This is a genomic window from Methylacidimicrobium tartarophylax (assembly GCF_902143375.2).
GTDB lineage: Bacteria > Verrucomicrobiota > Verrucomicrobiia > Methylacidiphilales > Methylacidiphilaceae > Methylacidimicrobium > Methylacidimicrobium tartarophylax.
In genome coordinates this window covers 41,965-50,797 of record NZ_CABFVA020000026.1, presented here as the reverse complement: position 1 = coordinate 50,797, position 8,833 = coordinate 41,965, and the positions used below count along the sequence as shown (strand labels likewise).

General features: G+C 61.0%; 7 protein-coding genes. 4 read left to right on the top strand and 3 right to left on the bottom strand.

Translation table 11 applies throughout. From position 1 onward, the window contains the following. Positions 1 to 50: 50 nt before the first annotated feature. Both MAMT_RS03725 and MAMT_RS03720 read right to left on the bottom strand, forming a co-directional pair. Positions 51 to 1,313: a DEAD/DEAH box helicase gene (locus MAMT_RS03725; RefSeq protein WP_142659670.1), complete on the bottom strand. Its 1,263-nt coding sequence runs from the start codon at positions 1,311 to 1,313 to the stop codon at positions 51 to 53. Positions 1,314 to 1,599: 286 nt separating this feature from the next. Then, positions 1,600 to 2,400: a class I SAM-dependent methyltransferase gene (locus tag MAMT_RS03720; protein WP_246186509.1), complete on the bottom strand. Its 801-nt coding sequence runs from the start codon at positions 2,398 to 2,400 to the stop codon at positions 1,600 to 1,602. A 139-nt stretch (positions 2,401 to 2,539) separates the two neighbouring features. Between MAMT_RS03720 and MAMT_RS03715 the strand changes: the two genes are divergently transcribed. Then, positions 2,540 to 3,253, top strand: coding sequence for a CehA/McbA family metallohydrolase (locus MAMT_RS03715; protein ID WP_142659669.1), 714 nt, complete (start codon positions 2,540 to 2,542; stop codon positions 3,251 to 3,253). Beyond that, positions 3,250 to 4,782, top strand: a complete 1,533-nt coding sequence (gene purH / locus MAMT_RS03710; RefSeq protein WP_142659668.1) for a bifunctional phosphoribosylaminoimidazolecarboxamide formyltransferase/IMP cyclohydrolase — start codon at positions 3,250 to 3,252, stop codon at positions 4,780 to 4,782. The genes MAMT_RS03715 and purH overlap by 4 nt, the downstream gene beginning before the upstream one ends. A 146-nt stretch (positions 4,783 to 4,928) precedes the next feature. Here the strand turns inward: purH and MAMT_RS03705 are convergent, their stop codons facing one another. Then, on the bottom strand, positions 4,929 to 5,528 hold the full coding sequence (locus MAMT_RS03705; protein ID WP_142659667.1) for an HNH endonuclease: 600 nt from the start codon (positions 5,526 to 5,528) through the stop codon (positions 4,929 to 4,931). Between the two features lie 106 nt (positions 5,529 to 5,634). Between MAMT_RS03705 and MAMT_RS11290 the strand changes: the two genes are divergently transcribed. Then, a complete protein-coding gene (locus tag MAMT_RS11290) occupies positions 5,635 to 5,772 on the top strand; it encodes a hypothetical protein (RefSeq protein ID WP_178086902.1) in 138 nt (45 codons plus the stop codon). 158 nt (positions 5,773 to 5,930) lie between these two features. After that, positions 5,931 to 8,807 carry an MMPL family transporter gene (locus tag MAMT_RS03700; protein ID WP_142659666.1) on the top strand — a complete coding sequence of 959 codons (2,877 nt, stop codon included), beginning with the start codon at positions 5,931 to 5,933 and terminating at the stop codon, positions 8,805 to 8,807. Positions 8,808 to 8,833 lie beyond the last annotated feature (26 nt).

The window sequence follows — 8,833 nt, the reverse complement described above, 5'->3', positions numbered from 1 at the left end:
TGCGCGTGATTAAGCGCAACCCGCAGGAGAACTCTTAGGAGACATGCAAGCTAGGTCTGAGGCACCAAGCGCCTACGACGCAGGCCGCCAGGCCGCCGACCTCTCCAAGAGGAGCGTCTGGGAGCCGCTCCTTCTCGCCCTCCGATGGAGGGAGTCCGAGAAGACTCTTCCGGCGCGAATCCCTCGATCCGCTTCCTTTCGAGGCTCCGACCGAGTAAACGTTCCAGCGCCCGGAGAGCGCCAAAGTCCTCCCGGGTCACGAAGCTGATCGCATCCCCTGTAGCCTCGGCGCGTCCCGTCCGACCGATTCGGTGAACATAGTCGTCGGCGGTCGCCGGAAAATCGAAATTGACGACGTGTGAAATACCGGCCACGTCGATCCCGCGCGCGGCAATGTCGGTTGCCACAAGGACACGGACCTGTCCCGCCTTGAAAACCTCTAGGGCCCGGGTCCGCTGGCTCTGGGAGCGATTGGCATGGATGATCGCCGTCCGCACTCCGGCGCGTTCGAGCGTCCTCGCAATCCGATCCGCGCCATGTTTGGTCCGAGAAAAGACGAGCACGGTCTGCAACTCGGCGTCCTCCAATACGCGACAGAGCAGATCGGCTTTTCGGGATGCCGCAACTTCGTAGACCAGTTGCTTGACCGTCTCTACCGGATTGGCCCGGCGACCGATCTCGATCACCTCGGGCGAAATGAGGAATTCCTGGGCAAGAGCCTCGATCTCGGCCGAACAGGTGGCCGAAAAGAGCAGAGTCTGACGCTTGCGCAAGATCCATTTCATGATCTTGCGAATCGAGGGCAGAAAGCCCATGTCGAGCATGCGATCGGCTTCGTCGAAGACCAAAAACTCAAGCCGGGAGAGGTTGCCGTACCCCTGCTCCAGCAGATCCAGAAGCCGGCCCGGGCACGCCACGACGAGGTCCACGCCGGAGCGCAGAGCGGCGACCTGGGGTCGTCCGCCTACTCCTCCGAAAACCGTGGCCATTCGCAGCGGAAGGTGCTTGCCATAGGCCCGCACATTCTCCTCGATCTGCGCCGCCAGCTCTCGTGTCGGAGCCAGGATGAGCGCCCGGGTACCGCTGCGCGCCGGGATATTCCCTTCCGGACAAAGCTTGGCGAGAATCGGCAAGGTGAAGGCCGCGGTTTTTCCGGTCCCGGTCTGGGCGATGCCGATGAGGTCGCGTCCGGCGAGAATCGGGGGAATGGCCGCCGCCTGAATCGGAGTCGGTTTCGTGTAGCCGGCCTCCTCGACTGCTTGCCAAATTTTGGTTCCCAGAGGAAAATCTCGAAAGGAAAGAGAAGAATGCATAGGGATACTCACTCGGTGCTGTGGTATTCCCCTAGGCGCGCCGAACAGACGGCTCGGTAGACGAAACCCCTTGAATGGGGCGGTTAATTAATGCCGAACTGTTTCCCGAAGGGGTGACCATAGGGATAACAGCAAGCGAACCTTCACAGACTTATATGCAACATAACGAGGCGACCCGTGCTTCGGCAAGGAGAAAGTTTCTCTCTCTCCCTTCTCCAGAGAAAGAAATCCGCCTTTCTTACTCGCCCATGGCATTGGCAACGGTCGAGGGGAATGGGGCAGACCTTTACTCTGCCTCTCTCACAAAGTTCGTTCCGGAAGAGGAGCGGCGACTCTGGTCGCTCTGCTCGGGAACGGCTCCGACGCCTCCCGCCTCTGCCTCATGCAGGGCGACCACCCCACCGGTCAGCCGCTGAAAGCGGACGGAGCCAAACCCGGCGCGCTCCATCTCCTCGGCGAGCTCCTCTGCCCCGGGAAAAGCGGCGATCGAGGAGGCGAGATACCGGTAGGCTTCGCGTGGCGCTCCGAAGAGGTGGGCGATTTCCGGAAGGATCGACCTGAGGTAGAAAAAATAGGCCGGAGCAAGCCAGGCCCAGGGACGGGAGAATTCGAGGATGAAAGCAGCCCCTCCCGGCCGGAGGATGCGTTGCATCTCGGCAAAGGCTCGGCCTCGTTCCGGAAAGTTGCGCAGCCCGAAGGCGACGGTAACGACGTCGAAGCTCCCATCGGGAAAGGGCAGCGCCAGAGCATCGGCCTGGAGCAAGCGGCATAGACCCTTGCCGCGGGCCACGGCGAGCATCGAGGGAGAAACGTCCACCCCCCAAGCTTCCTCGAGTCCGGGAATGCGCCGCTCGAGTAGCCGCAAGAGGTCTCCACTACCGGTCGCGAGATCGAGTAGCCGCTGGGGTCCGCGCCGGCGCACGGAGGCGGCAACCCTTTCTCTCCACCACCAATCGGTCCCAAGGCTCAAGAGATGGTTGAGAAAGTCGTAGTGCTGCGCGACCGAATCGAAGAGCTCGCCCATCGATCCGGCCGTTTTCGGACAATCCTCCACCGAAAGCGGGCGTGGCTGGGGGGAAGGGGCCATGAACAACGTTTCCGAGAACTACCGCCCATGCTGGCGCACCGAGCAAGGGAGCGCAAGCGAAGAGAAGGATGGGCACAGGAAACTGATAGCGAAAGACCTTGGAGTTCGCTGACACCCCTGTGGTATGGTAGGGACGGATATGCAGATTCGAGCGGATCTCCACTGCCACTCCTATTTTTCAGCCGATGGGGTCGCTCCGCCCGAGGAGTTGATCCGTGTCGCTCGGCAGAAGGGCTTGAACGCCATTGCCCTGACCGATCACAATAGCTGCGCGGGAGTCGATTATCTTGAGTCGAAGGGCCTGCTTCGCCCCGAGGGGACTCCGGTCGATGGATTCCTGGTCATTCCGGGTCAGGAGATCAGCACGCGGGAAGGTCATCTGCTGGCCCTGGGCTTGCGTTTGCCGGATCTCCATGGAATTTCGGCTGCGGAGGCCGTCGCCCTGATCCGCAGCCAAGGGGGATTCTCGATCGCCCCGCATCCGTTCGATTATTTTCGTGCCGGGATCCGTAGCCGGACGCTCGACACCTTGCCTGTGGACGCGATCGAGGTCTTTAACGCGGCGGCTACGTTGCGCCGGAGCAATCGGCAAGCATTTCGTAGCGCCAAGGCGCGGGGGCTTCCGATGGTGGCGGCGAGCGACTCTCACGAGGCCGACGCGATCGGGACCGCTTATGTGATCTTGGAGGCGGAGGAATTCTCCGTGGCGGGGGTCTTTGCCGCGCTTCGCAAAGGGCCCGTGAAGCGCGAAGAGCACTACATCAAGGCACAAGCGGCCTTGCGCAAGACCTGGCATAATGTCTTTCGCTTTCGCCATTATCGCATTTCCGCCTCGCCAAGCAGGAACCCATGAGCGTCGCGCTGATTTCCGTATCGGATAAAACAGGGCTCGTCCCGTTCGCTCAGGCCCTCACCCAGGCCGACGTCACGATCCTCGCCACCGGGGGGACGGCAAAAGCCCTTCGGGCTGCGCACGTCGCCGTACAGGAGCTCAAGGATGTCACGGGTTTTCCCGAGATCTTGGACGGTCGAGTCAAGTCACTGCATCCGAAGATCCACGGAGGCATCCTCTGGCTTCGCGACGATGAAGAACAGGATCGCCAGCGGAGAGCCTTCGGCCTTCCCGACATTCGATTCGTGGTGGTCAACCTCTATCCATTCCGGGAGACGATTCGAAGGCCGGACGTGAGCCTCGAGGACGCGATCGAACAGATCGATATCGGCGGCTGTGCGGTGGCTCGTAGCGCCGCCAAGAATCACCGTCATGTGACGGTGGTGGTCGATCCCAAGGATTACGAGGAAGTCACTGGGGAGATCGTCCGATCGGGGGAGACGAGCCTCAAATTGCGTCAGCGGCTGGCCGTCAAGGCCTTTGGGCATATCTCCGCTTACGACGCGACGATTGCCGGCTATCTGCAAGAACGCTTCGGGATTACCGAGCTTCCTTCCGCTTGGAGTCTGCCGCTCGAGAACGGCCAAGCGCTCCGGTATGGGGAAAACCCTCACCAACGAGGAACCCTCTACGGAGAGTTCTGGCGCCACTTCCAGCAGTTGCACGGGAAGGAGCTCTCCTACAACAACCTGCTGGATATTGACAGCGGGGTCGGACTTCTCGCTGATTTTACCGACCGGCCGACCGTGGCCATTCTCAAGCACGGCATCCCTTGCGGAATCGGCTCGGCCGACACGCTTCGGGAAGCATGGGAAAAAGCCTTGGCGACCGATCGAGAAGCTCCCTTCGGAGGAGTGGTTGCGGTGAATCGTCCCCTCGATCTCTCTTTTGCGGAGACCCTCTCGGGAATTTTCACCGAGGTAGTGGTGGCGCCGGAATTCGATCGAGAAGCATTGGCGCTTTTACAGAAAAAGAAAAATCTGCGGCTCCTTTCCGCCGACTTCGCTCAGATTCCGCGTCACCGATTTTCCTTCCGGTCGATCCTAGGCGATTCGGTCCTCGCTCAAGAGCCTGACACCGCTTCGATTTCCACCGAGAGTCGGCAGGTGGCCAGCCGCCGCTCTCCGACTCCGGCGGAGTGGGAGGCAATGGAGTTCGGCTGGAGGGTCTGCAAGCATGTGCGCTCCAATGCCATCGTCTTTGCGGCGGCCGATCGAACCCTCGGAATCGGAGCCGGCCAGATGTCCCGCGTCGACGCTGCTCGCCTGGCGATTGCCAAGGCCGGCCATGCCGGCCTCTCTCTGGCCGGAAGTGCCGTCGCCTCTGATGCCTACTTTCCCTTTGCCGATTCTCTTCTCCACGCCGCGGACGCGGGGGCGACGGCGGTGATTCAACCGGGAGGAAGCATTCGGGACCCGGAGGTGATTGCCGCGGCGGATGAGCGCGGACTCGCCCTTGTCTTCACGGGGCGGCGGCACTTCCGCCACTAGAGCTTTGGCTAGGCCCCATCTCGGCAAAGCCTGCCTGTCTCACAAAGTTCGTACCCGAGGCGCGGCGGATGGGCCTGGATGCAAGGCCAACGAAGCAGACTGGTCCATTTCGCAAGCCGCAGGAAAACGCTTGTGAGACAGGCAAGCTAACTGAGCTCGACCGTCCAGGAGTCGACATCGACGAACCGTCGCCAAGCCTCGGGGACGCCGGCGGTCTCGGATGCGACGAGCGGGCGCCAGCGGGGCCGACGTGGCCTGCGCAGGAGCCTCATCCCCGCCTCCTGCGGCGTGCGATTTCCCTTGCGGCTATTGCACCAGATACAGGAGCAGACGATATTTTCCCAGACTGTCTTACCTCCACGCTCGCGTGGAACAACATGATCGAGATTCAGCGAGCGGTTGTCGAATCGGTGGCCGCAATACTGGCAGGTATGGTTGTCGCGCTCAAAGACGTTACGCCGGGTAAACTTCACGTCCTTATTCGGAATCCTTTCAAAAAGAACAAGCAGGATGACACGAGGAACTCGAAGCCGAGCGGATACGGTGTGGACAACGTCGGTTCCGGCATAATCGCGAGAATGTTCCGCCCAGTGCGCGAAGTCCAGAGAGTAGAAGTCGCTCTCCTCGGCATGCACGACATGGGCGTGTCCTTGATAGAGAAGCCCAAATGCATGCCGGGCGGAACAGAGATTCACCGCCTGCCAGAGGCGGTTGAGCACGAGTACGGAGGTATCCAGGGCCGTCATCGACCTACCGGTTCTCTTCGATACCGACTATGGATCGCCGTGTCAAGGCAAAGACAGTGATGTGTTTCGCTCTTGCCTGGATGGTTGCCATCTGAAAGAGTAAAAGATGATGCCGTGGAAGGTGCAGCGGAGGGAGGCGCTGATTCCTCCGTTTTTCGATGGTTTACCCTGCCGCAACATGGTTCGGAATTCCGTCGTAGCGCGACGGGTTGTGTCGCTCCTTGCCGAACAGCCGGTTTTCTGATCCAGTGCCCGAGACCGAGCCGTTCTTTCGCATTGAATCGAACATAGACGGCCATAGCTGGAAAACGAGCCGCCATCGGCTCATCGCTTGAGGAGGCGATCGATCTTGGAAGTTTTTGCCCTGGGGCGTCTTTTCGGAAGCGGTGTCATTCGGAAGAGATGAAGAGACTCTTGCAGTGGCTCCTGGTTCGCCTGATGCGGCTCGCGGTCGCATTTCCCGGCCTCGTGCTTTTAGCCGCGGTGGTCGTCACCGGCTTTTCAGCCTGGGTGGTGGCAACTCGCCTGCGTGTGATCAACGATACTAATGCGCTGATCCGCGCCGATTCGCCCATTCACCGCAACTACCTCGCCTACAGGCAGGAATTTCGTGCCGCCGAGGAGTATCTTGTCACGATCCGTTCTCCCGATCCGGAAACCAACAAGCGCGCGGCGAAGGCGCTCGGAGAGCAGCTCAAGGGTCTGGAGCCTCTCGTCCAGGATGTGACCTATCGGTTTGATTTCTCGGGACTGGAGAAGAGGGCCCTCCTCTTTCTGGAGCTCGAAGAGCTCGCCAAGATCGAAACCGAGGTTGGTGGCTACATCAATGCCTTGGCGGCGCAGCCGAAGATGAAGCTCAACATCGCTTCAGTGCTCTCCCAAGCCAATGAGAAGTTCCAGGCCAGCTATCTGCGGAAGAAAGAGAACTGGACGGAGTTCAAGCCTTTCATCGGCCGGTTTGTCGACATGCTCAACGAGATGGCGGATGCGGTCGCCCAGAATCCGGCTCCGACGGTGAGCGCGGCAACGGTCACGAATGGAAAACAGGGAGGGAATGCTCCCGACACCGATCTCGCCCGCCTTCGAGCCGATGACATCCAGAAGTTGATCGCGGATCACGAGTATATCTCCTACGAGGATGGCCATCTTTTTCTCGTAACGGCTGCGCCAGGATTCAACGCCACGGACGGTCCTGCCCGGACAGAGACGATTCGCAAGATCCGCGAGATCATCAAGTACCTGGGCGCTGACTATCCGGAGGTCTCCTTCGGGCTGACGGGAGAGCCGGTCCTCGACGAGGATCAGCTCGATCAGAGTTCGGTGGACAGTATCCATGCGGCGGAGCTGGCGTTCGGCCTGGTCGCTCTTCTCTTCCTCCTCAGCTACCGGGAGCTTCGCCGGCCCGGGCTTGGGTTGCTCGTCCTCGTTATGGCGCTCTTCTGGTCGCTGGCGTTCGCGGTTCTGGTCATCGGCCACCTGAACATCATCTCCCAAGCATTCGTAGCAATGGTGCTCGGTATGGGGATCGACTTCAGCATTCAAATCATGGGCCGATACGAGGAAGAGTTGGCGAACGGCCTCTCCGTTCGCGAGGCGCTCGAGGTGACAGCGGCCCATACGGGAGTCGCCGTGGTGACCGGGGGAAGCACCACCGCCCTCGCCTTCTTCACGATGTGCTTCAACGACTTCATCGGTCTTCGGGAATTCGGGATCATTGCAGGCTCCGGGATTCTCTTCTGCTTGGTGGGCGCTCTTCTGGTGCTTCCCGCGGCATACGCCTGGATCGATGGCAAGAAGGACTCCGGGGCTCTCCGGGAAACCGCCCTGCGCTCGAACTGGTCATCGCCGCCGTGGCTCAATCGGGCTCTCTTCCGCGCGCCCCGAACGATCCTGATCGGCGCACTGTTGATAGCGACCGGGGCGGCTTGGCTTGCGCCGCGCGTCGGTTTTGACTACAACCTCTTGAACCTTCAGGATCCGACGCTCGAATCCGTGAAGGAGGAGGAGGCGCTCGTCAACTCCCCCGCCCGGGCTTTTCTCTTCGGTCTTTCCATTGCGGACAATTCCGAGCAGGCCGCCAAGCGGATCGCCGCCTTCGAATCGCTTCCCACCGTGGGCGAGGTCCACTCGCTCTCGTCCGTCCTCCCGGAAAAGCAAGAGGAGAAGCAGACCATCGTCCGCCGCATTGTCCAACGGATCCAGTCGATTCCGGTCGATCGGGAGCCTCCGCCCTTCAAGGGGGAGCAAGTTCAAACGGCCGTGCAAGAGCTGCTGGCGAAGTCGCGAGAAGGTCTGGCAGCGGCCAAGCGGTACGTTGCTCTAGCCCAACAGGCACGCGATGCGGTCGAGATCTTCGGCAAGCTGATCCCCGCGCTGGAGCATCTCGAAGGCGCAATGGCAAATCTCTCGCCCGCAGAACTCAACTCCCGGCTTCGCAATGCCAATCAGCGGGTATTCGGATCGATGCAGAGCGGCCTTTCGTGGCTGCGGACCCAGGACACCAGCCGAGGGGTGACCGTGGCGGATCTCCCTCCGGAGATCGCGCACCGCTATCTCTCCCCGCACGGGAAGATCCTGATCGAGGTGCTTCCCAAGGAAAACGTCTGGAACCGGGAAGCCGACGTCCGTTTCGTGCGGGATCTGCGGACGGTCGATCCGAATGTGACGGGAACCCCCGTGCAGAACTACGAATACATCGAGCTCTTGCGATCCAGCTATGTGCAGGCGGCGCAGTGGGCTTTCCTCGCGATCGTGATCGTGATCTTCCTCCGGTTCCAGCATCTGGGCTATACCCTTCTGGCGATCCTTCCGCTCGGCCTGGCCGTCCTCTGGACCCTCGGCACCATGGTTCTCTTTCATGTCCCCTTTAACCCGGCGAACATCATTACGCTTCCCCTCGCCATTGGCGCCGGTGTCGCCTACGGCATCTATACGGTCGACCGGTTCTGTGAGAGCGGGAGAGCCGAACTTTTTTCCAGCAGCACCGGGAAGGCGATCCTGCTCTCGGGAATGACCGCCGTAATCGGGTTTGGGTCGCTCATGATCAGCTCCTACCGCGGCCTCTTCGGCCTTGGTCTTCTCATGACGCTCTCGATCGGCTTTTGCCTCATCGCCAGCCTCGTCGTACTTCCGCAGATCTTCTGGCTCGTCTGCCACCGTCGCAAAGGCGAGGAGCAGCTTCTGCCCCTCCCTCCCCAGCCGCGGGAGCTCGCCCGATCGCCGGAAGGTGCGCTCGAGGGCCTGCCTGAGGAGGCTCGGGCACGCAACGGGCGATCCTAGCCTCCTAGCCTGGATGCACAACGCGG